This window comes from Nocardiopsis flavescens (genome assembly GCF_900141985.1).
GTDB classification, from domain to species: Bacteria; Actinomycetota; Actinomycetes; order Streptosporangiales; family Streptosporangiaceae; genus Nocardiopsis; species Nocardiopsis flavescens.
Genome location: NZ_FQZK01000035.1, coordinates 18,506 through 44,996 on the forward strand (window position 1 = coordinate 18,506; position 26,491 = coordinate 44,996).

Sequence of the window (26,491 nt, forward strand, 5' to 3'; positions counted from 1 at the left end):
CCGCCCGTCCTCGCGCTGTGATCCCGTCCCGGTTCCGCCCCGGTGTCTCGATCCGTGGGACGCGCCTTCCGCCGACCGGGGGGCGCGTGCATAAGCTGGGAGGCATGTTGGCAGCACCGACGCGCCCCGTGGCGCCCCGAGCCCCCGCCCCCCGGGCACGGCACATCCGCGACCTGCTCCGCGCCGGCGAACCGATGTTCTCCTTCGAGTTCTTCCCGCCCCGGACCCCCGCCGCCCAGGAACGGCTCTGGCTGGCCATCCGCCAGCTGGAGGCGCTGGGCCCCGACTTCGTCTCGGTCACCTACGGAGCCGGCGGCGGCACCCGGGGGATGACGGTGGAGACCACCGAGCGCATCGCCGCCGACACCACGCTGCTCCCGGTCGCGCACATGACCCTGGTCGACCACTCCGTCGCCGAGCTGCGCCACCTCGTCGGCCGCCTCGCCGACGCCGGGGTGTCCAACATGCTCGCGGTGCGCGGGGACCCGCCCGGCGACCCCTCCGGCCCGTGGACCGACCACCCCGAGGGCCTGTCCTACGCGGAGGAGCTGGTCCGCCTCATCAAGGACAGCGGCGACTTCTGCGTGGGCGTGGCGGCCTTCCCCTACAAGCACCCGCGCTCCGCCGACGTGGAGACCGACACCGACCACTTCGTGCGCAAGTGCGACGCGGGCGCCGACTACGCCATCACGCAGATGTTCTTCGACCCCGAGGACTACCTGCGCTTGCGCGACCGGGTGGCGGCCCGCGGCTGCGAGGTGCCGATCATCCCCGAGGTGTTCCCGGTGGTGCGCGCCTCGTTCATCCCGCGCTCGGAGAAGCTCTCCGGGGCCCCGTTCCCGGCCGCCCTGGCCGAGCGGATCCACTCCTTCGGCGACGACGCCGACGCGGTGCGGGCGTTCGGGATCGAGCACGCCCAGAAGATGTGCGAGCGGCTGCTGGACGAGGGCGCGCCCGGCATCCACTTCATCACCTCGAACCAGTCCACCGCCACCAGGGAGATCTACCGTGAGGTGTCCGGTCGCCTGAACCGGTGAGCGGCAGGTCCGCCGCCATGATCGCGAAGGGGCGGTCGGGGCTGCCGGGGAACGAGAAGTCCTCCAGCACCTCGGCGAACCCGCAGGAGCGGTAGAGGTGGCGCGCCGCCGTGGGGCCGGTCCGGGTGGACAGCACGGCGGTGCGCTCGGGCCGTCCGGCGCACAGGGTGTGCAGGACGGCCCGGCCGATCCCGCGGTTCTGCGCCTCGGGGCGGACGTGCACCTCGGCGATCTCGAACGGGTCGGCCAGCCACCGGCGCACGCCCGCCCGGCCGTCCGCGGCGCGCAGCCCGGCGGCGACGGTGTCGTGCCACCACTGGCCGCGCACGCCGTGGAAGGCGTAGGCGAAGCCGACCGGCCGCCCCTCCAGCAGCGCGACGACGGACCGGAACCCCGGGTAGTGGGTGTGGGCGTTCATGACCGAGGCCCGGCCCGGCAGCTGTTCGGGCGGGGGCTCCATGGCCGCCTCGTACACCTGCAGGAGGGCGGGAACGGCGTGCGCGAAGGCGGCCGGGGCCAGTTCGCGCAGCTCGACATCGGCTACCACGTGTTCACCCTAGTCTCCGGGGCGGCGCCGTGCCGGGTTTCGCGGTGGCCGGTACCGGCGCGGGGCGCCGCCGCGCGCCGCTCCCGGGCGCCCCGCGCGCCGGTCCGGCGGTCCTTGACGGGCCGCCGGGGTTGGGGTTGACTGGGCGGTGTCGAACATTCGTTCGACAAAGGCCGCCGGGGAGACCCGGTGGCGGCGGCGCGGCCGGATAGGGGAGGGGAAGCCCCGTGTCCGGCCGCGCCGTCCGCCGTTGCCGGGGCGGGCGCCGCCGGCCCCCGCGACGACGAGGACCGGCCCGCCCCCTCGGAAGGGGACGGGCCGGTCCTGCGACGGACGGATGCGATCCGGGCCGGGGCGGTCAGAAGGAGTCGACCGCGCGGCGCGCCTCCGGGTCGAGGACGCCCCAGTTGATGAGCTCCTCGGTCAGGTCGCCGGGCGACTTGTCGTAGATGACGGCGAGCGAGCGCAGGTCCTCCTGGCGGATGGACAGCACGCGGCCGTTGTAGTCGCCGCGCTGGCTCTGGATGGTGGCCACGTAGCGGGACAGCGGGCCCGCCTTCTCCTGGGGCAGCTGCTGCATGCGCTCCAGGTCGATGACCAGCTTGGGCGTCGGGCCCAGCGGGGTCGGGGCCGCGCCGCCGGGCAGCAGCTCCGACATCGGCACCCCGTAGAAGTCGGCCAGCTCGGCCAGCTTCTGCACGGTGACGGCGCGGTCGCCGCGCTCGTAGGAGCCCACCACGACGGCCTTCCAGCGTCCGTGGGACTTCTCCTCCACGCCGTGGAGGGACAGGCCCTGCTGGGTGCGGATGGCACGCAGTCGCGCGCCGAGGGACTTCGCGTATTCGGATGGCATCTTTAGGTCGCTCCCGGCCGTGACAGTGGCTGGCGTGGTGGGGGTGGCGCCCGTGGGCCGGTCCGGCGCCGCCGGAGGTCACGGGGTGCAACCCCACCCGGTAATGGTTACAGACAGTGACGGTAGGGGGGTCCGCCCCCCAGGTCAAGCCGTTGGTACGAAACGCGACTAATCGGTGGCCAAACCGTGCGTAAGTGAGACTCCTCTCATGTCAGGACCGATCGTGATGAGGGGTGCATCACGGTCGCGCGAAAAGCCCGATCTTTCAGGGGGTTTCGCATTTGTCGAGCATGTCGGGTGTGTGCGGAGGGTAGTCGCCGCATCGCTCGGTGGTCCCGCCATCCCGTTTGTCCGTGTGACGAGAGTCACATACCCCCGGACCTCCCGCGGACCCGCCCCCGGGCGCCGCGACCCCCGCTGGTAGCGTGGGCCCGATCGACATCCTTTAACGACCTGTTCCGTGAGGCAGGGAAGGGGGTCACTACTTTGCGTGCGCAAAAACCCACGCCAGGTGACACGAACGGCGGCGCCGAGCCACCGGAGGCGCCCGAGGGCACCCGGGCCGTGCTCGACGGCAGCGAGATCAACCGCGCGCTCACCCGCATCGCCCACGAGGTGCTGGAGCGCACCAAGGGCGGACACCGCGTCACCCTCCTCGGAATCCCCTCGCGGGGCGTGCCCCTGGCCGCCCGCCTGGCCGAGCGCATCGAACGCGTCGAGAACCTGGCCGTCCCCCACGGCTCCCTCGACATCACCATGTACCGCGACGACCTGCGCACCGCCCCGCCGCGGGCCCTGGGCCGCACCGAGATCCCCGCGGGCGGCCTCGACGACCGCGTCGTCGTCCTCATCGACGACGTCCTCTTCTCCGGCCGCACCGTCCGCGCCGCCCTGGACGCCCTCAACGACCTGGGGCGCCCCCGCGCCGTCCAGCTCGCCGTCCTCGTCGACCGCGGCCACCGCGAGCTCCCCATCCGCGCCGACTACGTGGGCAAGAACCTGCCCACCTCGCTGCGCGAGAGCGTCACCGTCAGACTCGCCGAGACCGACGGCCACGACTCCGTCCTCCTGGGGCCCGCCCGCCCGCAGCGGCGCACCGGCGCCGAGGGGGAGGAGTCCTGATGCGCCACCTGCTCTCCACCGGGGACCTCACCCGCGACGAGGCCGTCCTCATCCTGGACACCGCCGCCGAACTCGCCCAGGTCGGCGACCGCTCCGTCAAGAAGCTCCCCACCCTGCGCGGACGCACCGTGGTCAACCTCTTCTACGAGGACTCCACGCGCACCCGCACCTCCTTCGAGATCGCCGCCAAGCGCCTGTCGGCCGACGTCGTCAACTTCTCGGCCAAGGGCTCCAGCGTCTCCAAGGGCGAGAGCCTCAAGGACACCGCCCTCACCCTCCAGGCCATGGGGGCCGACGGCGTGGTCATCCGCCACGGGGCCTCCGGCGCGGCGCACCGCCTGGCCGGATGGGTGGACGGCTCGGTCCTCAACGCGGGCGACGGCACCCACGAGCACCCCACCCAGGCCCTGCTCGACGCCTACACCGTCCGCACCCGCCTGGGCCGCCTGGAGGGCCTGCGCGTCGCCATCGTCGGCGACATCCTGCACAGCCGCGTGGCCCGCTCCAACGTGCTGCTGCTCACGACCCTGGGCGCCCACGTCACACTCGTCGCCCCGCCCACCCTGCTGCCGGTCTCGGTGCACACCTGGCCCTGCGAGGTCTCCTACGACCTCGACGCCGTGCTGCCCAAGACCGACGTCGTCATGATGCTGCGCGTGCAGGCCGAGCGCATGCACGCGTCGTTCTTCCCCTCCGTGCGCGAGTACAGCCGCGGCTACGGGATGGACGGCGCCCGCCTGGACCGCATGCCCCGGGACGCCATCGTCATGCACCCCGGCCCGATGGTCCGCGGCATGGAGATCTCCGCCGAGGTCGCCGACTCCCCGCGCTGCACCGTCGTCGAGCAGGTCGCCAACGGCGTCAGCCTGCGCATGGCCGTGCTCTACCTCCTGCTCGGCGGCTCCTGAGCCACCCGGCGCGCCCGCGCGCACCGCGCCGCGCGCCCGGTACCGGCGCCGCGCCGGCCGCCGCCCGCGCACTTCTCCACGAACGACCACTGAGGAACGAAACCGCGATGCCCGACACCCACGGACCGCACCTGATCCGCGGAGCCCGCCCGCTCGGCGGGGACCCCGTCGACATCCTGCTCGCCGACGGCCTGATCGCCGAGATCGGCACCGGCCTCACCGCCCCCGAGGGCGCCGAGGCCGTGGACGGCGAGGGCCTGGTCGCCCTGCCCGGCCTGGTGGACCTGCACACCCACCTGCGCGAGCCCGGGCGCGAGGACGCCGAGACCGTCGAGACCGGCTCCCGCTCCGCCGCCATGGGCGGCTACACCGCCGTGCACGCCATGGCCAACACCGACCCCGTCGCCGACACCGCCGGCGTCGTCGAGCAGGTGTGGCGGCTCGGCCGCGAGGCCGGGTACTGCGACGTGCGCCCCGTCGGCGCCGTCACCGTCGGCCTGGCCGGCCGGCGCCTCTCCGAGATCGGCGCCATGGCCAAGTCCGCCGCCGCCGTCCGCGTCTTCTCCGACGACGGCATCTGCGTCTCCGACGCCCTGCTCATGCGCCGGGCCCTGGAGTACGTCAAAGCGTTCGACGGCGTCGTCGCCCAGCACGCCCAGGAGCCGCGCCTGACCGAGGGCGCCCAGATGAACGAGGGCCGCGTCTCCGACCGCCTGGGCCTGCCGGGCTGGCCCGCCGTCGCGGAGGAGGCGATCATCGCCCGCGACTGCCTGCTCGCCCAGCACGTCGGCTCGCGCCTGCACGTGTGCCACGTCTCCACCAGCGGCTCGGTCGACATCATCCGCTGGGCCAAGGCCCGCGGCTGCGACGTCACCGCGGAGGTCACCCCCCACCACCTGCTCCTCACCGAGGAACTGGTGGAGAACTACGACCCGATCTACAAGGTCAACCCCCCGCTGCGCACCGACGAGGACGTGCGGGCGCTGCGCGAGGGCCTGGCCGACGGCACCATCGACGTGGTCGCCACCGACCACGCCCCCCACCCCGTGGAGGCCAAGGAGACCGAGTGGTCCACGGCCGCCATGGGTATGGTCGGCCTGGAGACCGCCCTGGCGGTCGTGCAGCGGACGATGGTCGACACCGGCCTGCTCACCTGGGCCGACGTCGCCGACCGCATGTCCGCGGCGCCCGCCCGCATCGGCCGGGTCGCCGACCACGGCCGCGGCCTGGCGGTCGGCGAGCCCGCCAACGTGGTCCTCTACGACCCCGCCGCGCCCTACGAGGCCGACGGCGCCGCCATGGTCACCAAGAGCAGCAACACGCCCTTCCGGGGCATGACCCTGCCCGGCCGGGTGCGCGCCACGTTCCTGCGCGGCGCCCCCACCGTCCTGGCGGGGGAGATCAAGTGAACAACGCAGTGAGCGGGGCCCAGGCAGCACCTGGCGCCCCAGAGGGGGGAAACGTGTCAGAGGCAACCGGCGGATCGGCGATCCTGGTCCTGGAGGACGGCCGGGTCTTCCACGGCCGCTCCTTCGGCGCGACCGGCGAGACCTTCGGCGAGATCGTCTTCAACACCGGGATGACCGGCTACCAGGAGACCCTCACCGACCCCTCCTACCACCGCCAGATCGTCGCGATGACCGCGCCGCACATCGGCAACACCGGCGTCAACGACGACGACCCCGAGTCCGGCCGCATCTGGGTCGCCGGGTACGTCGTCCGCGAGCCCTCCCGCATCCCCTCCAACTGGCGCGCCCAGCGCACGCTGGACGAGGAGCTGCGCCGCCAGGACGTCGTCGGCATCGCCATGCCCGGTACCCGCGCCCTCACCCGCCACCTGCGCGACAAGGGCGCCATGCGGGCCGCCGTCAGCAGCGTCGAGACCGACCCGAAGGCCCTGCTGGCCCGCGTCCTGGAGCAGCCCCGCATGGCCGGCGCCGACCTGGCCGGGGAGGTCAGCGCGGACGCGCCCTACGAGGTGCTCCCGCCCGAGGGCGTCCCGACCCGCTTCCACGTCGCCGCCGTCGACCTGGGCATCAAGGCCATGACGCCCCAGCGGCTCGCCGAGCGCGGCTGCCGGGTCACCGTCCTGCCCTCCTCCGCCACCGCCGAGGACCTCCTCGCCCTGGACCCGGACGGCGTGTTCTTCAGCAACGGCCCCGGCGACCCCGCCACCGCGGACGGCCCCGTCGCCGCCATGCGCGGGATCCTGGACGCGGGCAGGCCCCTGTTCGGGATCTGCTTCGGCAACCAGATCCTGGGCCGCGCCCTGGGCCTGGGCACCTACAAGCTGCCCTTCGGCCACCGCGGGGTGAACCAGCCGGTCATCGACACCGCCACCGGCAAGGTCTCCATCACCAGCCAGAACCACGGCTTCGCCGTGGACGCGCCGCTCGAAGGCGCCTTCGAGACCCCCTACGGCCGCGCGCAGGTCAGCCACATCGGCCTCAACGACCAGGTGGTCGAGGGCCTGCGGCTGCTGGACCGCCCCGTGTTCAGCGTCCAGTTCCACCCGGAGGCCGCCGCGGGACCCCACGACGCCGCCGGACTCTTCGACGAGTTCGTCGACCTGATGTCCGCCGCCCAGCCCACCGCGGCTGCCGAGCAGTAAGGAAGCAAGAGCATGCCGCGCCGTAGTGACCTCTCCTCCGTCCTCGTGGTCGGATCCGGTCCCATCGTCATCGGGCAGGCGGCCGAGTTCGACTACTCGGGCACCCAGGCCTGCCGGATCCTGCGGGCCGAGGGCCTGCGGGTCATCCTGGTCAACTCCAACCCGGCCACGATCATGACCGACCCGGAGATCGCCGACGCCACCTACGTCGAGCCGATCACCACCGAGATGATCGAGAAGATCATCGCCAAGGAGCGCCCCGACGCCCTGTTGCCCACCCTGGGCGGGCAGACCGCGCTCAACGCCGCCGTCTCCCTGCACGAGGCGGGCATCCTCGACAAGTACGGCGTCGAGCTCATCGGCGCCAACATCGACGCCATCCAGTCCGGCGAGGACCGCGAGAGCTTCAAGCGCATCGTCGAGCGCATCGGCGGCGAGTCCGCCCGCTCCAGCATCTGCCACACCATCGAGGAGTGCCTCGCCGCCGCCGAGGGGCTCGGCTACCCGGTCGTCGTGCGCCCGTCCTTCACCATGGGCGGCGCCGGGTCGGGCTTCGCCCACGACGAGGCGGAGCTGCGCCGCATCGCCGGCCAGGGACTGGCGCTCTCCCCGACCACCGAGGTCCTCCTGGAGGAGTCCATCCTCGGCTGGAAGGAGTACGAGCTGGAGCTGATGCGCGACACCAACGACAACGTCGTGGTCGTCTGCTCCATCGAGAACCTCGACCCCATGGGCGTGCACACCGGCGACTCCATCACCGTCGCCCCCGCCATGACCCTCACCGACCGCGAGTACCAGAAACTCCGCGACATCGGCATCGCGGTCATCCGCGAGGTCGGCGTGGACACCGGCGGCTGCAACATCCAGTTCGCCGTGCACCCCGAGACCGGCCGGGTCATCGTCATCGAGATGAACCCGCGCGTCTCGCGCTCCTCGGCGCTGGCCTCCAAGGCCACCGGCTTCCCGATCGCCAAGATCGCCGCCAAGCTCGCCGTCGGCTACACGCTGGACGAGATCCCCAACGACATCACCAAGGAGACCCCGGCCAGCTTCGAGCCCACGCTCGACTACGTGGTCGTCAAGGCCCCCCGGTTCGCGTTCGAGAAGTTCCCCGGCGCCGACCCCACGCTCACCACCACCATGAAGTCGGTGGGCGAGGCCATGGCCATCGGCCGCTCCTTCCCCGAGGCGCTCCAGAAGGCCATGCGCTCCCTGGAGAAGCCGGGCGTCGGCTTCACCTGGGCGGGACCCGCCGGCGACAGGGACGAGCTGGTCCGCGCCGCCGCCACCCCGACCGAGTTCCGTCTCCGCCAGGTCCAGCAGGCCCTGCGGGCCGGGGCCACCGTCGAGGAGCTGCACCGCTCCACGCGCATCGACCCCTGGTTCCTGGACCAGATGCTGCGCCTGGAGGAGACCGCCCGCGCCCTGGCCGAGGCGCCCAAGCTCGACGCCGGCCTGCTGCGCGCCGCCAAGGAGCTGGGCTTCTCCGACGTCCAGATCGGCGAGGCCGCCGGCAAGAGCGAGGACGTGGTCCGCGAGCTGCGCCACGCCCTGGGCATCCACCCCGTCTACCTGACCGTGGACACCTGCGCCGCCGAGTTCGAGGCCGCCACGCCGTACCTGTACTCCAGCTACGACGAGGAGACCGAGGTCCCCGCCGGGGACAAGCCCAAGATCATCATCCTGGGCTCGGGCCCCAACCGCATCGGCCAGGGCGTGGAGTTCGACTACTCCTGCGTCCACGCGTCCTTCGCGCTGTCCGACGCCGGGTACGAGACCGTGATGGTCAACTGCAACCCCGAGACGGTCTCCACCGACTACGACACCAGCGACCGGCTCTACTTCGAGCCGCTCACCCTGGAGGACGTCCTGGAGGTGGTCCGGGCCGAGCAGCTCGCCGGACCCGTCGCCGGGGTCATCGTCCAGCTCGGCGGCCAGACCCCGCTGGGCCTGGCCCGCCGCCTCAAGGACGCCGGGGTGCCCATCATCGGCACCAGCCCCGAGGCCATCGACCTGGCCGAGGACCGCGGGGAGTTCGGCAAGGTCCTGGCCGAGGCCGGGCTGCCCGCCCCCAAGTACGGCACCGCCTACTCCTTCGCCGAGGCCAAGGCCGTCGCCGACGAGATCGGCTACCCGGTCATGGTCCGCCCCTCCTACGTGCTGGGCGGACGCGGCATGGAGATCGTCTACAGCGAGACCATGCTCGCCGACTACATCGAGCGCAACGCCCAGGTGAGCCCGGAGCACCCGGTCCTGGTGGACCGCTTCCTCGACGACGCCATCGAGATCGACGTCGACGCCCTCTACGACGGCACCGACCTGTACCTGGGCGGCGTCATGGAGCACATCGAGGAGGCCGGCATCCACTCCGGCGACTCCGCCTGCTCCCTGCCCTCCATCACCCTGGGCAACGAGGACATCGAGCGGATCCGCCACTCCACCGAGGCCATCGCCCGCGGCACCGGGGTGCGCGGCCTGATCAACGTCCAGTACGCGCTCGCCTCCGGCGTGCTCAACGTCCTGGAGGCCAACCCGCGCGCCTCGCGCACCGTGCCGTTCGTCTCCAAGGCCACGGCCGTGCCGCTGGCCAAGGCCGCCGCCCGCGTCATGGCCGGCGCCACCATCGCCGAGCTGCGGGCCGAGGGCATGCTCCCGGCCTCGGGCGACGGCGGCGACCTGCCCGCCGACGCCCCGGTGTCGGTCAAGGAGGCGGTGCTGCCCTTCAACCGGTTCATCGACCGGCACGGCGAGGGCGTCGACACCATCCTGGGCCCGGAGATGCGCTCCACCGGCGAGGTCATGGGCCTGGACGTGGAGTTCGGCGCCGCCTACGCCAAGTCGCAGCTGGCCGTCACCGGAGCCCTGCCGGTGAGCGGCCGGGTGTTCGTGTCGGTGGCCAACCGCGACAAGCGCTCGATGATCTTCCCCGTCAAGCGCCTGGCCGACCTGGGCTTCGAGATCCTCGCCACCGAGGGCACCGCCGTGGTCCTGCGCCGCAACGGCGTGCACGCCACCGTGGTGCGCAAGCACAGCGAGGGCCCGGGCCCGAACGGCGAGAAGACCATCGTCCGGCTCATCCACGACGGTGAGGTCGACCTCATCGTCAACACCCCGTTCGGCGGGGCGGGCCAGTCCGGTCCGCGCCTGGACGGCTACGAGATCCGCACCGCGGCCGTCGTGCGCGCCGTCCCGAGCGTCACCACCGTGCAGGGGCTGGCCGCCGCGGTCCAGGCCATCGAGGCCCGCGTGCGCGGCGACGTCGGCGTGCGCTCCCTCCAGGAGCACGCGCGGGTGCTCACCGCCGGTCGCGAGTGACCCGCGGCCCGCGCGGCCCCGCCGGGGCCGCGCGGACCGCGGCGACCGCGCTCCGGCACCGCCCTAGGCTGTAGGGGACCGGACGGCGGGGGCGCCGCGGCGGCCACGCCGTCCGGTCCCCCGCAGGCACACGGCGCGAGAGAGGCCACACCCAGACGATGAGCGACTACGGACCGGTGCAGGTCAGGTGCCCCGTGCTGAACGTGCGCAGGGTGGACGCCTACTACGCCATCACCGTCGTCGCCCCCGGGATCGCCGAGCGGTTCCGCTCGGGCCAGTTCGTGTCGGTGGCGGTGGGCGGCGACCACTCCAGCGCGCTGCTGCGGCGCCCCTTCGCCATCCACGACGTCAAGCCCGACTACGGCGGCACCGTCGAGTTCCTGTTCGCGGTGCGCGGCACCGGCACGGCCTGGCTGGCCGAGCGGCGCTCCCGCGACCTGCTGGACGTCGTCGGCCCCCTGGGGCGGCCCTTCCCGCTGCCCCGCGACCCGGTCAACTGCGTCCTGGTCGGCGGCGGCGCGGGCAGCGCCCCGCTCTTCCCGCTGGCGCAGTCGCTGCGCCGCCGGGGCTGCCGGGTCGACTTCGTCCTGGGCGGGGCCTCCGCCGACCGCGTCTTCAGCGCGATCACCGCCCGCCGGATCGCCGAGACCGCCGTCTTCACCACCGACGACGGCTCCTTCGGGACCCGGGGCCGGGTCACCGACGTCCTGGGCCGCGTCATCGAGGAGTGCCGCTCCGACGTGATCTACGCCTGCGGCCCCATGCCCATGCTGCGCGCGGTCACCGCCGTGGCCGGCAGCCACGGGGTCCCCGTGCAGGTGTCGGTCGAGGAGACCATGGCCTGCGGCACCGGGATCTGCATGACCTGCGTGATCCCGGTGGTGGGGGAGGACGGCATCACCCGCATGGTCCGCTCCTGCGTGGACGGGCCGGTGTTCCGCGGCGAGCAGGTGCGCTTCGACGACGTGGGCACGATCCCCTTCGACGCGCTGGGCGCGCCCGGCTGGAAGGGCGCCGGGGCCTCCCGGGCCGCCGAGTCGGCCCGCGACATCGCCTGACCCGCGGCGCCGGGCCGCCGATCCCATCCCACCGACCGGGAAAGACACGGTGAACACAGACCTGAGAGTCCGGTTGGGCGCACTGGAGCTGCCCAACCCGGTGGTGACCGCCGCCGGGTGCGCCGGTTCGGGCCGGGAGCTGGCCCAGTTCTTCGACATCGCCGAGATCGGCGCGGTCACCACCAAGTCCGTGATGCTGGAACCGCGCGCCGGGCGGCCGGCGCCGCGCATGGCCGAGACGCCCAGCGGCATGCTCAGCACCACCGGGATGCAGGGGCCGGGCGTGGACGTCTTCCTCCAGCGCGACCTGCCGTGGCTGCTGGCGCGGGGCGGGCGGGCCATCGTGTCCGTCGCGGGCTCGGGCACCGCCGAGTTCGGCGAGCTGGCCCGGCGGATCTCGGCCGAGCCGGGCGTGGACGCGATCGAGGTCAACCTGTCCTGCCCGGACCCGGCCGACCCCGAGGGGCGCCGGTTCGCCGACGACGCCGCGCGGGCGGCCGCGGTGGTGAGCACCGTGCGCTCGCACGCGCGCTCGGACCTGCCGGTGCTCGCCAAGCTGGCCGCGGACGTGCCCGACGTGGTGGCGCTGGCCACCGCGTGCGCCGAGGCCCGCGCGGACGGCCTGTCGATGGTCAACACGGTCCGCGGCATGGCCGTGGACCCGCGGACGCTGCGCCCCGCCGTGGCCGGCGGCATGGGCGGGCTGTCGGGTCCGGCGATCCGGCCGCTCGCCGTGGGCTGCGTGTACCGGGTCCACGAGGCGCTGCCGGAGGTGCCCGTCATCGGGATGGGCGGGGTGCGCACCGGTGCCGACGTGGTGGAGTTCATGGCCGCCGGCGCCAGCGCCGTCGCCCTGGGCACGATCAACTTCTCCGACCCGTCCGCGTGCGTGCGGGTGCTGCGCGAGTTCACCGAGGCCCTGGAGTCCCGGGGCGTGGCCCGGGCCGCGGACCTGGTGGGCGCCGCCCACCGGCCCGGCACCGGCGTGTGAGGGCCCGGACCGGACCGGCGCCCGGCCTGACCGGCCTGAACGGCGCTGAGGTGGCGCTGTGCGACCGAACATCTCCGTCCGGGTACGGATAGTCCGGAAGCCGGACAAAGGCCGCCTACGGCCGCGTGGGCGGTCGTTACGACGAAGTGACCCGGATCGGGCGCATGAAGCGCCCGGTTCTGGGAACCGCACACTCTGACGGTGTGCACAGGACAGTGAACGTGCATTCGCAATCACGTTCGTAAGAACGCGGGCGAGTGGAACGCGCCGGCCGACGGCCGGCGGCACACGAAAGGGAGTGAACGATGACCGCGCCTTCCGCGCCCATCGCAGTCGCGATCGACGCCAAGGAGATCGAGACCGCTGCGACCTGGGCCTCTGCGGTCGCCCCCCATGTCAGCACCGTCAAGGTGGGCCTGGAGCTCTACCTGCGCTACGGCCCCGAGGTCGTGAGCGCGGTCCGCGGGGCCAACCGGGTCGGGGTGTTCCTCGACCTCAAGCTCCACGACATCCCGGCGACGGTGGCGGGGGCGGCGCGCAGCGTCGCCGGGCTCAAGCCCTCGATCCTCACCGTGCACGCCGGGGGAGGGGCGGACATGGTCCGGGCGGCGGTGGAGGCCGCCCCGGACACCCGGATCGCCGCCGTGACGGTGCTCACCTCGATGGACGAGGAGGACCTGGAGCAGGTGGGGCTGCTCGGGCCCGCTCGCGACGCGGTGCGCCGGCTGGCGGTGCTGGCGGTGGGCGCCGGGGCACGGGCCCTGGTCTGCTCGCCCCAGGAGGTGGCCCTCGTGCGCGCCGAAGTGGGCCCGGACATCACCCTCATCACGCCGGGCGTGCGCCCGGCGGGGGCGGACAGGGGTGACCAGTCCCGGGTGGCGACCCCGGAGGAGGCCATCGCGGCGGGGGCGGACCTTCTGGTCATCGGCCGCCCCATCACCCGGGCACCGGACCCCGGGGCGGCGGCGGCCTCCCTCGCGGAGGCCGTGCGGCGTGCCGGGGCCCGGGTCTGAGGGGGCGGGAGGAGGCAGGATTCGGTCACTGAGTGTTACTGATTCGGTATGTCCCAAATGCGGAATCCGGAGCTGAGAGTGACCCGGTTCACCCCTCCGTGACCTGCGCAGGTGGCATGCTTTACGGACGGCCCAATCGGGACCAAAGTCCTGATTTTCATCTCGGAGTGCAATGAGATGGACACTGTGTGTAGTTAGTTCAATGAAATAGCCTCTGAAAGGGCACTTTACGTTGCCTAACAGGGGTCAGACCTACTAACTTGCGCAGGCGTCCGCCCTCTACAAACGAGTAGAAATCCGAGGTGACCCGGCGTGGCCCTTCCTCCCCTCACACCCGAGCAGCGCAGCGCGGCTCTCGAGAAAGCCGCCAAGGCCAGAAAAGAGCGCGCTGAGGTCAAGAACAAGCTGAAGAACGGCGGCATCTCGCTGTCCAAGGTGCTCGCCGACGGGCTCAAGGACGACGTCATCGGCAAGATGAAGGTCTCCGCCCTGTTGGAGTCCCTCCCCGGCGTGGGCAAGGTCCGCGCCAAGCAGATCATGGAGCGGCTCAACATCGCCGAGTCCCGCCGCGTCCGCGGCCTGGGCACCAACCAGCGCGCGGCCCTCGAGGCCGAGTTCGGCGACCTCACCAAGTAACACCGCGTCCGCGGACCCCGGGCCGCCGCGTCCCCCACAGACGCGGCGGGTCGGACCGCAGGCGGACCCCCACCCCCGGGTGGACCCCCACCGGGCCGTGACCACGGTCGACCCCTCCCACGGGGCCGCACCGTGCGTCACGGCCCGGTGGTATAAATGAAGCTTCCCGCGCCCGAACGCGAGGATGAACCCCGCACGCACCCGCCGCCCGCGCGGTGGGCGATCCCGGGCCCGGAGCGGCCCCGTCGCCGAGCGCCCCCGGCGCGCCGCGGGCGGATCGCACCCAGGCCCGAAGGGAAGCCCGCGAGAGCCATGCCCAACCCAGGAGAACAACGGCTGATCGTCCTGTCCGGACCCTCGGGTGTGGGCAAGAGCACGGTCGTGGCCGAGCTGCGCCGGGCCCACCCCGACGTCTGGCTCTCCGTGTCGGCCACCACGCGCCGGCCGCGCCCGGGCGAGGCCGACGGCGTGCAGTACCGCTTCGTCGACGACGCCGAGTTCGACCGCCTCGTCGCCGACGGCGAACTCCTGGAGTGGGCACAGTTCGCGGGCAACCGCTACGGCACCCCGCGCCGCCCCGTGGAGGAGCGCCTGGCCGCCGGACTCCCCGTCCTGCTGGAGATCGAGCTCCAGGGCGCCCGCCAGATCCGCGAGACCATGCCCGAGGCCCTGCACGTCTTCCTCGCCCCGCCCTCCTGGGAGGAGCTGGTCCGCCGCCTCACCGGGCGCGGGACCGAGTCCGAGGAGGTCATCCGGCGCAGGCTGGAGGTCGCCAAGGTCGAACTCGCCGCCGAGAAGGAGTTCGACACCACACTCGTCAACACGTCCGTCCGGGACGTGTGCGGCGAACTGCTAGCGTTGATCACCGCTTCCGAGGTGTGATAACGGCGCCGGGACCCCCGGTCCCGCGTACCCTGTACACCGCGGCGCACCGCGCCTCGCATCCGACCGTTCCCTGGGGGTAATCGAAAGTGGCTGGAACCGAGCCCGTCGCCGAAGGCATCACCAACCCGCCGATCGACGATCTGCTCGATCTGGTGGACAGCAAGTACAGCCTGGTCACCATGGCCTCCAAGCGGGCCCGCCAGATCAACGCGTACTACGCCCAGCTGGGCGAGGGCCTGCTGGAGTACGTGGGTCCCCTGGTGGAGACCCAGGTGCAGGAGAAGTCCCTGTCCATCGCCCTGCGCGAGATCAAGTCCGGGCTCCTCACCGCGGAGCCCTACGAGGGCACCTGAAATCCGACCTGGTAGAACTCCTGTCTGTGAGTGACACAGGAAGCAAGCCCAAGGTCGTCCTCGGCGTCGGCGGCGGTATCGCCGCCTACAAGGTGTGCGAGCTGCTCCGCCGACTGACCGAGTCCGGCCACGAGGTCCGGGTCGTGCCCACGGACGAGGCCCTGCGCTTCGTCGGTGAGCCCACCTGGGCCGCGCTGTCCGGCCATCCCGTGGCCACCGGTGTCTGGGACACCGTGCACGAGGTCCCGCACGTCCGCATCGGGCAGTCCGCGGACCTCGTCCTCGTCGCCCCGGCCACCGCCAACATCCTGGCCAAGGCGGCCGCCGGCCTCGCCGACGACCTGCTGACCAACACCCTGCTCACCGCCCGGTGCCCGGTGGTCTTCGCCCCGGCGATGCACACCGAGATGTGGGAGCACCCGGCCACCCGGGCCAACGTGGCCACGCTGCGCTCGCGCGGCGCGGTGGTCCTGGACCCGGCCGTGGGCCGCCTCACCGGCGCCGACACCGGCCGCGGGCGGCTTCCCGAACCGGGAGAGCTCTTCGAGGCCGCACGGCGCGTCCTGCGCCGCGGCGCCGCCGCCCCCGACCTCGCGGGCCTGCGCGTCGTGGTCTCGGCGGGGGGCACCCGCGAGGCCGTCGACCCGGTCCGGTTCCTCGGCAACCACTCCTCCGGCAAGCAGGGCTACGCCCTGGCCCGCACCGCGGCCGCCCGGGGCGCCGACGTCACCCTCGTCGCCGCCAACGCCGCCCTGCCCGACCCGGCCGGGGTGCGCGTGGTCCCGGTGACCTCGGCGGTGGAGCTGGCCGCAGCGGTCGAGGCCGAGCGCGCCGGCGCCGACGTCATCGTGATGAGCGCCGCGGTCGCCGACTTCCGCCCCGCCACCAGCGTCGCCTCCAAGATCAAGAAGTCCGGCGGCGCGCCCGCGCCGATCGAACTGGTCGAGAACCCGGACGTGCTGGCGGGCCTGGTCGCGTCCCGCGGGCGGGACGGCGCCGACCAGGTCATCGTGGGGTTCGCCGCCGAGACCGACGACGTCGTCGCCAACGGCCGCGCCAAACTCGCCAGGAAGGGCTGCGACCTGCTCGTGGTCAACCAGGTCGGCGGCGGCCGCGCGTTCGGCACGGAGGACAACCAGGCCGTGGTCCTGGGGGCCGACGGCAGCGCGGTGGAGATCCCCCGGGGGCCCAAGGAGGACCTCGCCGACCGGGTGTGGGACCTCGTCCGGGACCGTCTTCCCCGGTGACCCGCTGGGTCCCGGGACTGGATTTCCCACCTCCGGGTACGCCAGACTTCCATCCGACGCCCACGACGGGCGAGGTCGGCCGGGGGTCCCCGCCCCCACCGCTCCCGTTACAGTGGACCGATAACCAACCGCATCGGTCGGTATTGGCCGCCCCGGCAGGCAGCCAGGGCGCCCCGTACCCGCCGATACATGTCAGACAGCAGCCGCTGCAAGGAGTCACGCAACCGTGTCCCGCCGCCTTTTCACCTCCGAGTCGGTCACCGAGGGCCATCCCGACAAGATGGCCGACCAGATCAGTGACGCGATCCTCGACGCGATGCTCACCCACGACCCGGCCAGCCGGGTCGCCGTCGAGACGCTGATCACCACCGGTCAGGTCCACATCGCGGGTGAGGTCACCACCCAGACCTACGTCGACATCCCCGCCATCGTGCGCGAGACCATCCTCCGGATCGGGTACGACTCGTCCGCCAAGGGGTTCGACGGTGACTCCTGCGGGGTCAACGTCTCCATCGACGCCCAGTCCCCCGACATCGCCCAGGGCGTCGACACCGCCTACGAGGCGCGCGTCGAGAACGAGGACGACGTCCTCAACCGCCAGGGCGCGGGAGACCAGGGCCTGATGTTCGGCTACGCCAACCGGGAGACCCCGGAGCTGATGCCGCTGCCGATCAAGCTGGCCCACTCGCTGTCCGAGCGCCTGTCCGAGGTCCGCCGCAACGGCACCGTGCCCTACCTGCGCCCGGACGGCAAGACCCAGGTCACCGTCGAGTACGACGGCCAGACCCCGGTCCGCCTGGACACGGTCGTGGTCTCCAGCCAGCACTCCGCGGACATCAGCCTGGAGGAGCTGCTCTCCCCGGACGTGCGCGAGCACGTCATCGAGCCCGTGGTGGAGGCGTTCGGCCTGGCGGCCGACGACTACCGCCTGCTGGTCAACCCGACCGGCCGCTTCGAGATCGGCGGCCCGATGGGCGACGCCGGCCTGACCGGCCGCAAGATCATCGTCGACACCTACGGCGGCTACGCCCGCCACGGCGGCGGCGCCTTCTCCGGCAAGGACCCGTCGAAGGTCGACCGGTCGGCCGCCTACGCCATGCGCTGGGTCGCCAAGAACATCGTGGCGGCCGAGCTGGCCGAGCGCGCCGAGGTCCAGGTCGCCTACGCCATCGGCAAGGCGCACCCGGTCGGCGTGTTCATCGAGACCTTCGGCACCGAGCAGATCGCCCCCGACCTGATCGAGAAGGCCGTCCAGGAGGTCTTCGACCTGCGGCCCGCCGCGATCGTGCGCGACCTCGACCTGCTGCGCCCGATCTACTCCAAGACCGCCGCCTACGGCCACTTCGGCCGCGAGCTGGCGGAGTTCACCTGGGAGCGCACCGACCGCGCCGCGGCCCTGCGCTCGTTCGTGGGGGCCTGAGCGCCGACGCACCGACGCCGAGGGGGCGGACGACCGGAAGGTCGTCCGCCCCCTCGCCGCATGGCGCACACCCCAAAACGAACACTCCGTGTTATCAAGTAAATACATATAGTTATGTGCTGTACACGGAGGAAGCACCATGGCGGTAGCTGCGGCGATGACGGCGCTGGGCCTGGCGGCCCTCGTCGCCCTGCCCGGGATCCAGGCGCCGGACCCCGGAGGGGCCGGGGAGGTGGTCCCCGGGGCCGAGACCCTGCACCTCACCCTGGCCGAGAGGGCCGAGCGGGACCGGCTCCGCCCGGGCGACCGGGTGGAGTACACGATCGGGGTCCGCAACTCCGGCGTCCGGACGGCGGAGGGGGCGGAGGTCGTCCACATCCTGCCGCCGACGATGCGCTACGTCACCGGAACGGAGGGCGCCGAGGTGGACGGCGGGCGCGTCGTCTGGACCCGGAGTCTGGAGGCGGGGGAGCGGGCCGCGTTCACCGTCACCGGCGAGCTCACCGGGCTCCCCGAGGGGGCGGGGCGCCCGGTGGCGACCGCCTGCCTGCGGTCCGCCCCCGACGGGGTGCTCGCCTCCTGCGCCGCCCAGGAGCACGAGGTGCGCAGGATCCTGTCCCCGGCGCTCGCCGGGGTGGTCGCGGGCGCGCTGGCGCTGCTCGCCCTTGCGGGCGGGGGGATCGTGCTGTACCGCCGCCGCGCGCAGGGGCGGGAGCGGCCCGGGGCCGGCGGCCCCGTACCGGCGGCCGGGGGCCCTGCGCCGGGGGTGGGCGCTTCCGTGCCGGCGGCCGGGGACCCCGCACCGGAACCGGTGCCCGGCGCCCCCGGCGCCACCGTCCACCACCTGGACGTGTACCGCTAGGCCCACCGGCCGCGGAGGCCGGCGGCACCCCGGCCCCGCCCGGGCCGGCCCGCTGCGCCCTGGACGAGGGGTGGCCGCCGCGCCGGCCCGCCGGGTCCACCCGCGCGGTCGTGGGGACGGGGCCCTGGGACGGTCCCCGGGCGGACCCCCGAAGGACGGGACGGACACCGGACACGGGACGGGCCCCGCGTTCTCCCGAACGCGGGGCCCGTCCCGTGCGTCAGCCGCGGTGCGTCAGCTCAGGTCGCCGAGAGCGCGCTCCGCCTCGGCCAGCCACGCGCGGCGGGCCTCCAGCGCCTCCTCGGCCTCCTTGACACGCCGGGCGTCGTTGTTCGCCCGCGCCTTCCCCAGCTTCTCCTCCAGGCCGGCGATCGCCGTGGACAGCTGCGCCACCGTGGCCTCGGCGCGCGCCCGGGCCTCGGGGTTCTTGCGCTCCCACTCGGTCTCCTCGGCGCGGCGCACCTCGTCCTCGATCTGGCGGAAGGAGCCCTCCAGCCGGTCGCGCGTGTCGCGCGGCAGCTCGCCCGCCTCCTCCCAGGCCTCCTGGAAGTCGCGCAGCCGGGCCCGGGCCCGGCGCGGGTCGGAGATCAGCCCGCGGATCTCGGTCTGCGCCTCGGCCAGGATCTTCTCCTTGGCGTCGGCGTTGACCCGCAGTTCGGCGTCGCGCTCGGCGAACACCGCGTTGCGGGCGTCGAAGAACGTGTCCTGGGCCGCCTTGAACCGGGACCACAGGCGGTCCTCGCTGGCCCGGTCGGCCCGGCCGGTCCGCTTCCACTGCTGCATCAGGTCGCGGTACGCGCGGGCGGTCTCGCCCCACTCGGTGGAGGCCGACAGGGCCTCCGCCTCGGCGACGATGCGCTCCTTCTCGGACCGCACCGACTCCCGCTCCTGGTCCAGGTTGGCGAAGTAGGCCTTGCGGCGCTTGGAGAAGGAGTTGCGCGCCGCCGACATGCGCTTCCACAGCGCCTGCTCGGTCGGGCGGTCGGCCCGGGGGGCCTTCTTCCACTCCTCGATCAGCTGGAGCATCCGCTCGCCGCCGGACTTCCAGTGCGTGGTCTCGACGGCGACCCGCTCGGCCTCGGCGACGATGCGCTCCTTGACCTCGCGGGCCTCTCCGCGGGCGCGCTCCTGGGCCTGCTTCTGCTCGGCCTTGCGAGTCTCGGCCCGCCCGGCCAGCGCGTCCAGGCGCCGGGTCAGGGCCTCCAGGTCGCCGACGGCGTGCGCCTCCTGCACGGCCGAGCGCAGCTTGTCGATGTTCGACATCGCGGCCGCGGCGGACAGGTCGGTGGTGTTGAGCCGCTTCTCCAGCAGCTCCACCTCGGTGACCAGGGAGTCGTACTTGCGGCGGAAGAAGGCCAGGGCCTCCTCCGGCTCCCCGGCCTGCCACGATCCGACGACCCGCTCGCCTTCGCCCGTGCGCACGTAGACCGTGCCCTCGTCGTCTACGCGGCCCCAAGGGTCCGTGGTCACCGTGTCCTCCTGCTGTCATGAACCCGCGGAAGCGGGTTCTGGTCGTCGCGGTGTCCCTCGCCGATCCGTGATGGGAACCACTGTGCTGAACACGGTATCCATCCGATTCGGCGATGACGGCGCGCCGTGTCTCGTCCGTCCGGCCGGGCATTTCCGGCGCCCGCCGACGGTGTCCCCCTCGTGCGGACCGGGGCCGAGAACCGACGGCCCGCGCTTTTCTGGAAGAGGCGCAGGTCGGGGCCCGGAGCACATGGGACGGTGCCCAATATGGCACTACCACGCGCTTTGGCAAAGAGCCCGGGCGTGTGCGGTGATCGAATGGTGATCAAAAGACCGCCCGGGTGTGCTCTTCCGGTCGCCCCGGCCCTGCTCGCGTCTGTAGGCTCTGAACCTATCCAGGGGGCGCGGCCCGATCCGCCGCCCCCGCACCACCGACCGAGGACAGGACGTCATCCGCCGTGCTCATCGCCGCGCTTCCCACCGGACCCCTCGCCGCGAACTGCTATGTCCCGGCGGCGGCTCCGAACGGTGAGTGCGTGGTCGTCGATCCGGGGCAGGACGCGGCCGAGCCCGTCGCCAAGGCCCTGGCCGAGCACCGGCTGACCCCCGTCGCGGTCCTGCTGACCCACGGGCACTTCGACCACGTCTGGTCGGCGGCCGAGATCGCCGACGCCCACGGCGTCCCGGTGTACGTGCACGCGGCCGACCGCGCCCTGTTCACCGAGCCCGCCGCGGGCGTGGACGCCGCCTTCGCCGCGCACCTGGAGGCCTTGCTGGGCCCGGGCCCGTACCGCGAGCCCGCCCGCGTGGTGGAGGTCTCCGACGGCGAGGTGCTGTCCCTGGCCGGGGCGGAGTACACGGTCGCCCACACCCCGGGCCACACCCCCGGGTCGGTCGTCTACACCACCCGGGGCGGCGACGGCGTCCCGGTGATGTTCGCCGGCGACCTGGTCTTCGCCGGCTCCATCGGCCGCACGGACTTCCCCGGCGGCGACCCGGCCGCCATGGCGCGGAGCCTCACGGCCGCGGTGCTCGGCGCCGCCGACGACACCCGCGTCCTGCCGGGCCACGGCCCGGCCACCACGGTGGGCCGCGAGCGCGCCACCAATCCCTACCTGCGCGATATCGCGGGTTGACCCGTCGCGGCGCCGCCCGGCCCGCCGCCCGCGACCGCACCGGGACCCCGCGGGGGCGACCCGTGCCCCGGTGCCGGTCGGGCAGACTTGACACGTACTCGAAGACGTCGAAGGAGAAGTTCGTTGATACGCACGCATGAAGCAGGTGCGTTGCGCGCCGAGAGCGCCGGGGAGAGCGTCGTGCTCGCCGGATGGGTGGCCCGCCGCCGCGACCACGGTGGCGTGGTCTTCCTCGACCTGCGCGAGGCCTCCGGCGTGGTCCAGGTCGTCGTCCGCGAGGACGACCTCGCCCACGACCTGCGCGCGGAGTACTGCATCAAGGTGACCGGCTCGGTCCGGGTCCGCCCCGAGGGCAACGAGAACCCCGACATCCCGACCGGCGCGATCGAGGTCGTCGCCGACGAGATCGAGGTGCTCAGCGAGGCCGCGCCCCTGCCGTTCCAGCTCGACGGCGCCTCCGACGTGGCCGAGGAGACCCGGCTCCGCTACCGCTACCTGGACATCCGGCGCTCGGAGATGGCCCAGAACCTGCGCATCCGCTCCAAGGCGACCTACATCGCCCACGAGACCATGCGCGACCTGGGGTTCACCTACATCGAGACCCCGTACATGACGCGCTCCACGCCGGAGGGCGCCCGCGACTTCCTGGTCCCGGTCCGCCTCCAGCCGGGCCACTGGTACGCCCTGCCGCAGTCCCCGCAGCTCTTCAAGCAGCTGCTCATGGTGGGCGGCATGGAGCGCTACTACCAGCTCACCCGCTGCTTCCGCGACGAGGACCTGCGAGCCGACCGCCAGCCGGAGTTCACCCAGATCGACCTGGAGATGAGCTTCGTTGACGAGGAGGACCTCTTCGCCGTCGGCGAGCAGCTCTTCACCCGCCTGCTGCGCGAGGTGCGCGAGGTCGAGCTGCCCCCGCGCTTCCCGCGGATGCGCTTCGCCGAGGCCATGGACCGGTTCGGCTCCGACAAGCCCGACCTGCGCTTCGGCCAGGAGCTGGTGGAGGTCACCGCGTACTTCGCCGACACCACCTTCCGGGTGTTCCAGGCCCCCTACGTGGGCGCCGTGGTCATGCCCGGCGGCGCGTCCCAGACCCGCAAGGAGCTGGACGCCTGGCAGGACTGGGCGCGTTCGCGCGGCGCCAAGGGCCTGGCCTACGTCCTGGTCCAGGAGGACGGCACCCTGGGCGGCCCGGTGGCCAAGAACCTGTCGGACGCCGAGCGGGAGGGGCTGGCCGCCAAGGTCGGCGCCGCCCCCGGCGACGCGGTGTTCTTCGCCGCGGGCAAGCGGACCGACTCCCAGGAGCTGCTGGGCGCTGCCCGCCTGGAGATCGGCCGCCGCGGCGGGCTCATCGACGAGTCCCGGTGGGAGATCCTCTGGGTCACCGACATGCCGCTGTTCGAGGAGGCCGACGAGGAGGGCTCCTGGAAGCCGGTACACCACCCGTTCACCGCCCCGGCCGTCGAGGACGAGGACGACTTCCAGAAGAACCCGGGTGCGACGAACTCGCGCGCCTTCGACCTGGTGCTCAACGGCTACGAGCTGGTCTCCGGCTCGATCCGTATCCACCGGGCCGAGATGCAGCAGCGGATCTTCGACACGATCGGCCTGTCCCGGGAGGAGGCCGAGTCCAAGTTCGGCTTCCTGCTGGAGGCGTTCAAGTTCGGCCCGCCGCCGCACGGCGGCCTGGCCGTGGGCTGGGACCGGATCATCATGCTGCTCGCCGGGCAGCCGACGATCCGCGAGGTCATCGCGTTCCCCAAGACCGCCTCCGGCGGCGACCCGCTGACCGGCGCCCCGACGCCGATCACCGCAGAGCAGCGCGCCGAGGCCGGGGTGGACGTCGACCCCGAGGCCGAGGAGGCCTGAGAGCGGCCCCGTGACGCCCCCGCCCGACCGGCGCCCCGCGCCGGCCGGGCGGGGGCGTCCGCCGTGCGGCCCCGGACGGGTCCGCGGACCCGGTGCCGCGGGTGGGGCGGCGCGCGTCGGCGCGAGGTCCCCGCCGGGCCGGTAATCGGTCATAAGTGACCAAGGGGAGGTAATCTCTCGGCTTCCCAGGAAAAACCTGGCCGAACATGGCCTCGTGTGACCGGTGTGGATGCGCCCGGCCCGCGCATCCCCTACCGTTGGGGGCGAATCACCCTTCCCCACCACCAGGTGTCCGCGTCCTCGGGAGTGGTCGCGCGACACGACGGGGGCCTCGTCGTATTCGGTGGGCAGAAGCGGTGGTGGAGTGCTTTCTGTGCCATCGAGTCACACGAGCGTAACGATTCGTGTCCCGGGGCCGGTTCCCACCGGTGCCCGCGGGCCCCGTGTGTCGAGCACCCCCACGCCGGTGCACCGCGCCGCCCCGTATCGCACGAGGTCGCACGGGCGCCACGTACGGGCGGTGGAGCCGACCTCCCCAGGGCGTTCCCCGAGACCGCCCCGCCCCCCGACATTAGAATGAGCCGAATCGGATATGTCCGCGGGGGTGGCCGTGCCCGGGCACGGGTGTGACGTCCGAGACGACATGAGGATTGAGTCCGTGAACGAAGAACGTGCTGTAGGCGGTGGTTCGGAGGGCGCGCTCGCCGGGGCGTTCCTTCACGCGCCCGAGCCCATGGTGCTCACCGCGGCCGATGGCTCGATCCGCCACGCCAACCTGGCCTTTCGCGCCCTCGTCGACCGCACGGCCGACGAACTGGCGGGCCGGCCGTGGCACGAGCCGCTCGACGAGGACGACGACCGCGCCGCCGGTTTCCACCGCGGGGCCATGGAGCGCGGGCAAGCCCCGGACGACCGGCCGCGCCGCCTGCGGATCGCTGTCACCGCCAAGGCCTCGCGCCTGGCCGAGGCCGAGGTACGGCCGGTGGACGGGGACACCGCCGTCGTCCTGGTGCACGTCCTGTCCACCGAAGAGGCCGACCTGCGGGTCATCGGCGAGCTGCGCACCGACAACTCCGACGCCGTCCTGTGGAGCCTGGACCTGGGCAGCGGCCGGCTGCGCGAGCTGTTCGGACCCACCCCGCTCGGCTCCCTGCTGGCCGGGGAGGACCGCGAGCTGGACCGCATCCTGGAGCGGGTCCACCCCGACGACATCGCCCGCGTGCGCGACGCCATGTCCGCCTCCTTCGCCGGCCGCGACTACGAGCAGCGCTTCCGGGTCTTCGACCGGCTCGGCGACGAGCGCTCCCTCCACGTGCGCGCCCGGTTCGTGCCCGGCGAGCCCGACCGGCTCATCGGGATCATCGACGACGTCACCGAGCACGTGCAGCTGGTCCGCCGCCTGGCCGACCGCCGCCGCACCGAGGCCGAGCACGGGCGCCTGGTCACCGAGCTGTCCGCCAAACTCGTCTCGGCCACCACCGTCGACAAGGTCATGGACCTGCTCAGCGAGGAGTTCCTGCCGATCTTCGGCGGCTACACGGCCGGCGCCCTGTACGTGGAGGACGGGGTGCTGCGCACCTCGCCCGGCGCCCGCGGGCGCGGCAACACCGGGCTCATCGACGGCCGCCGGGCCGACGACACCGACTTCCCCATGGGCGCGGTCATCCAGGACCGCCAGCCCCGCTTCTTCGAGAGCCGGGCCGAGGTGGTCAGCCGGTTCCCCGCGGCCGTCGACCTCATGCGCAACAAGGACTCCAAGTCCCAGGCCTGGGCGACCGTCCCGATCTTCGGCGACAGCAAGGTCGCCCTGGGCGTCTGGCAGATGGTGTGGGACCGGCCCCACCACGCCAGCCGCGACGAGCGCGCCCTCATGCTCACCTTCGCCGGGCTCGCGGGCCAGGCCCTCCAGCGCATCAAGGCACAGCAGGCGGAGCTGGAGCTGGCCGACGCCGTGCAGCGGCGCATGCTGCCCCGCCAGGTGGCCAGCTTCCCCGACCTGGACATCGCCACCAAGTACCTGCCCTCCCGCGCCGACTGGCGCATCTGCGGCGACTTCTACGACGTCGTCGAACTGCCCGGGGGCCGGGTCGGGCTGCTCGTCGGCGACGTGCAGGGCCACGGCGTCGAGGCCGCCGCCGCCATGGGCCAGATCCGCGCCGCGTTCCGCGCCTACGCCAGCAACCAGTCCCACCCCGGCGTCGTCCTGGGCGAGACCAACCGGCTGCTCACCGACACCGGCGAGATCGTCTTCGCCACCTGCGGATACCTCGTCCTGGAGCGGTCCACCGGGGACATGCAGGCCGCCTGGGCCGGGCAGCCCCCGGTCGTCCTGGCGGGTCCCGGCGGCTTCGAGGTGTGGGAGCCCGAGACCGGTCCGCCGCTGGGGGTGCTGCCCGACACCGTCTACCCGGTCACCACCCGGGTCCTGGACCCGGGCACCACCCTGCTGCTGTGCTCCGACGGCCTGGTGGAGAGCACCGACGTGCTCATGGAGGACGGCCTGGACAAGGTCGGCGCCGCCCTGGCCGAGCACTGCGAGGACCCGGAGGGCGCCGCGCACGTCCTGGCAGAGATGGCCCCCGCCGGGCGCGGCGACGACATCGCCCTCCTCATCGCGCGGATGCGCCGCCCGGCCGCCTGAGGCCCGGCACCGGCGCGGACCGGCCCCGAAGGTCGCCGGCACCGCCTACCCTGGACGGGTGTCCGCAACACTGTTCGACGACGCCGGGGCCGAAGCCGCCAAGGGACAGGAGCCGCTGGCCGTGCGCATGCGGCCGCGCACCCTCGACGAGGTGATGGGCCAGGGCCACCTGCTGGGCGAGGGCAGTCCGCTGCGCCGCCTGGTCGAGGACGACGCGCCCATGTCCGTGTTCCTGTGGGGCCCGCCCGGCACCGGCAAGACCACCCTGGCCACCGTGGTCAGCAAGGCCACCAAGCGGCGCTTCGTGGAGCTGTCCGCCGTCAACGCCGGGGTCAAGGACGTGCGCGCGGTCATCGACGAGGCCCGCCGCCGGATGGGCATGAACGGCACCCGCACGCTGCTGTTCGTCGACGAGGTCCACCGCTTCAACAAGACCCAGCAGGACGCGCTGCTGCCCGCGGTGGAGAACCGCTGGGTCAGCTTCATCGGCGCCACCACCGAGAACCCCTTCTTCTCCGTG

The 26,491-nt window shown here is 73.1% G+C and carries 22 protein-coding genes; 19 read left to right on the forward strand and 3 right to left on the reverse strand.

Annotation, left to right across the window (positions count from 1 at the left end; translation table 11 throughout):
* The first annotated feature begins 128 nt into the window (after positions 1–128).
* Entirely contained in the window at positions 129–1,037 is a 909-nt protein-coding gene (gene metF, locus BUE45_RS29065) for a methylenetetrahydrofolate reductase [NAD(P)H] (protein WP_073384119.1), read from the forward strand.
* On the opposite strand, the gene BUE45_RS29070 is transcribed toward metF, so the two are convergent.
* Positions 970–1,584 carry a GNAT family N-acetyltransferase gene (locus BUE45_RS29070; RefSeq protein WP_073384120.1) on the reverse strand — a complete coding sequence of 205 codons (615 nt, stop codon included), beginning with the start codon at positions 1,582–1,584 and terminating at the stop codon, positions 970–972. The two genes, metF and BUE45_RS29070, sit on opposite strands and share 68 nt — an antisense overlap.
* A gap of 358 nt (positions 1,585–1,942) precedes the next feature.
* On the reverse strand, positions 1,943–2,437 hold the full coding sequence (gene bldD, locus BUE45_RS29075) for a transcriptional regulator BldD (protein WP_073384121.1): 495 nt from the start codon (positions 2,435–2,437) through the stop codon (positions 1,943–1,945).
* A gap of 486 nt (positions 2,438–2,923) precedes the next feature.
* On the opposite strand from bldD, the gene pyrR reads away from it, so the two are divergent.
* From pyrR to BUE45_RS29145, 14 genes are all read left to right on the forward strand, one after another.
* Complete coding sequence (gene pyrR / locus BUE45_RS29080) at positions 2,924–3,559, forward strand: bifunctional pyr operon transcriptional regulator/uracil phosphoribosyltransferase PyrR (RefSeq protein WP_073384122.1); 636 nt, start codon at positions 2,924–2,926, stop codon at positions 3,557–3,559.
* Complete coding sequence (locus BUE45_RS29085; protein WP_073384123.1) at positions 3,559–4,467, forward strand: aspartate carbamoyltransferase catalytic subunit; 909 nt, start codon at positions 3,559–3,561, stop codon at positions 4,465–4,467. Before pyrR ends, BUE45_RS29085 begins: the two co-directional genes overlap by 1 nt.
* 107 nt (positions 4,468–4,574) lie before the next feature.
* Positions 4,575–5,876: a dihydroorotase gene (locus BUE45_RS29090; protein WP_073384124.1), complete on the forward strand. Its 1,302-nt coding sequence runs from the start codon at positions 4,575–4,577 to the stop codon at positions 5,874–5,876.
* A 53-nt stretch (positions 5,877–5,929) separates the two neighbouring features.
* Complete coding sequence (gene carA, locus BUE45_RS29095) at positions 5,930–7,078, forward strand: glutamine-hydrolyzing carbamoyl-phosphate synthase small subunit (RefSeq protein WP_073384125.1); 1,149 nt, start codon at positions 5,930–5,932, stop codon at positions 7,076–7,078.
* Between the two features lie 12 nt (positions 7,079–7,090).
* Positions 7,091–10,393, forward strand: coding sequence for a carbamoyl-phosphate synthase large subunit (carB, locus tag BUE45_RS29100; protein ID WP_073384126.1), 3,303 nt, complete (start codon positions 7,091–7,093; stop codon positions 10,391–10,393).
* 158 nt (positions 10,394–10,551) lie between these two features.
* Positions 10,552–11,451, forward strand: a complete 900-nt coding sequence (locus BUE45_RS29105) for a dihydroorotate dehydrogenase electron transfer subunit (protein ID WP_073384127.1) — start codon at positions 10,552–10,554, stop codon at positions 11,449–11,451.
* A gap of 49 nt (positions 11,452–11,500) precedes the next feature.
* Positions 11,501–12,442 carry a dihydroorotate dehydrogenase gene (locus BUE45_RS29110; RefSeq protein WP_073384128.1) on the forward strand — a complete coding sequence of 314 codons (942 nt, stop codon included), beginning with the start codon at positions 11,501–11,503 and terminating at the stop codon, positions 12,440–12,442.
* A gap of 305 nt (positions 12,443–12,747) precedes the next feature.
* The gene (pyrF, locus tag BUE45_RS29115; RefSeq protein ID WP_073384129.1) at positions 12,748–13,455 is read left to right on the forward strand and encodes an orotidine-5'-phosphate decarboxylase; all 708 of its coding nucleotides are present in this window, start codon (positions 12,748–12,750) and stop codon (positions 13,453–13,455) included.
* Positions 13,456–13,767: 312 nt separating this feature from the next.
* Entirely contained in the window at positions 13,768–14,091 is a 324-nt protein-coding gene (gene mihF, locus BUE45_RS29120) for an integration host factor, actinobacterial type (RefSeq protein WP_073384130.1), read from the forward strand.
* A gap of 312 nt (positions 14,092–14,403) precedes the next feature.
* Positions 14,404–14,973: a guanylate kinase gene (gmk, locus tag BUE45_RS29125; RefSeq protein WP_073384131.1), complete on the forward strand. Its 570-nt coding sequence runs from the start codon at positions 14,404–14,406 to the stop codon at positions 14,971–14,973.
* A gap of 89 nt (positions 14,974–15,062) precedes the next feature.
* Positions 15,063–15,329: a DNA-directed RNA polymerase subunit omega gene (gene rpoZ / locus BUE45_RS29130; RefSeq protein ID WP_073384132.1), complete on the forward strand. Its 267-nt coding sequence runs from the start codon at positions 15,063–15,065 to the stop codon at positions 15,327–15,329.
* 26 nt (positions 15,330–15,355) lie between these two features.
* A complete protein-coding gene (gene coaBC, locus BUE45_RS29135; protein WP_073384133.1) occupies positions 15,356–16,576 on the forward strand; it encodes a bifunctional phosphopantothenoylcysteine decarboxylase/phosphopantothenate--cysteine ligase CoaBC in 1,221 nt (406 codons plus the stop codon).
* Between the two features lie 226 nt (positions 16,577–16,802).
* On the forward strand, positions 16,803–17,996 hold the full coding sequence (gene metK, locus BUE45_RS29140; protein ID WP_073384134.1) for a methionine adenosyltransferase: 1,194 nt from the start codon (positions 16,803–16,805) through the stop codon (positions 17,994–17,996).
* Positions 17,997–18,135: 139 nt separating this feature from the next.
* A complete protein-coding gene (locus BUE45_RS29145) occupies positions 18,136–18,858 on the forward strand; it encodes a DUF11 domain-containing protein (protein ID WP_143173515.1) in 723 nt (240 codons plus the stop codon).
* A gap of 234 nt (positions 18,859–19,092) precedes the next feature.
* Here the strand turns inward: BUE45_RS29145 and BUE45_RS29150 are convergent, their stop codons facing one another.
* A complete protein-coding gene (locus tag BUE45_RS29150) occupies positions 19,093–20,328 on the reverse strand; it encodes a DUF349 domain-containing protein (RefSeq protein WP_073384136.1) in 1,236 nt (411 codons plus the stop codon).
* Positions 20,329–20,786: 458 nt separating this feature from the next.
* Here BUE45_RS29150 and BUE45_RS29155 point away from each other — a divergent pair, with 458 nt between their 5' ends.
* The 4 genes from BUE45_RS29155 to BUE45_RS29170 form a co-directional block, all read left to right on the forward strand.
* Positions 20,787–21,464, forward strand: a complete 678-nt coding sequence (locus BUE45_RS29155) for an MBL fold metallo-hydrolase (protein WP_073384137.1) — start codon at positions 20,787–20,789, stop codon at positions 21,462–21,464.
* 123 nt (positions 21,465–21,587) lie between these two features.
* Positions 21,588–23,330, forward strand: coding sequence for an aspartate--tRNA ligase (gene aspS / locus BUE45_RS29160; protein WP_073384138.1), 1,743 nt, complete (start codon positions 21,588–21,590; stop codon positions 23,328–23,330).
* Between the two features lie 733 nt (positions 23,331–24,063).
* A complete protein-coding gene (locus BUE45_RS29165) occupies positions 24,064–25,971 on the forward strand; it encodes a SpoIIE family protein phosphatase (RefSeq protein ID WP_378659818.1) in 1,908 nt (635 codons plus the stop codon).
* A 58-nt stretch (positions 25,972–26,029) separates the two neighbouring features.
* The coding region (locus BUE45_RS29170; RefSeq protein ID WP_143173516.1) for an AAA family ATPase at positions 26,030–26,491 on the forward strand (462 nt) is incomplete at its 3' end.